Raw genomic sequence first — 240 nt, forward strand, 5'->3', positions numbered from 1 at the left:
GGCCGAGGGAGGTGACGGCGGCCGCCGCGAACACGACCGTCATCACGGTGCCGAGCTGGCCCGAGGTGGCGTCGAGCCGCTCCATCACGACCGTGGAGGAGGCGGAGGCGCCGTAGTTGAACAGGGGCCCGGCGCCCATGGCCGCCAGCAGCACCCACAGCAGGGCCGTGGAGGGGCGGGGAGCGGCGGGGGCGGGCAGGGTCACGGCCCCAGGCTACGCCCCCTCACGCGACGAGGCGG

The 240-nt window shown here is 76.7% G+C and carries 1 pseudogene; it reads right to left on the bottom strand.

Annotation, left to right across the window (positions count from 1 at the left end):
* Positions 1–205: pseudogene (locus KVS67_RS12910) on the bottom strand (MFS transporter); the annotation flags it as partial.
* Positions 206–240: the final 35 nt, after the last annotated feature.

The sequence above is a fragment of the Micrococcus sp. GbtcB5 genome (assembly GCF_019091605.1).
In the GTDB taxonomy this organism is placed as follows: domain Bacteria; phylum Actinomycetota; class Actinomycetes; order Actinomycetales; family Micrococcaceae; genus Micrococcus; species Micrococcus luteus.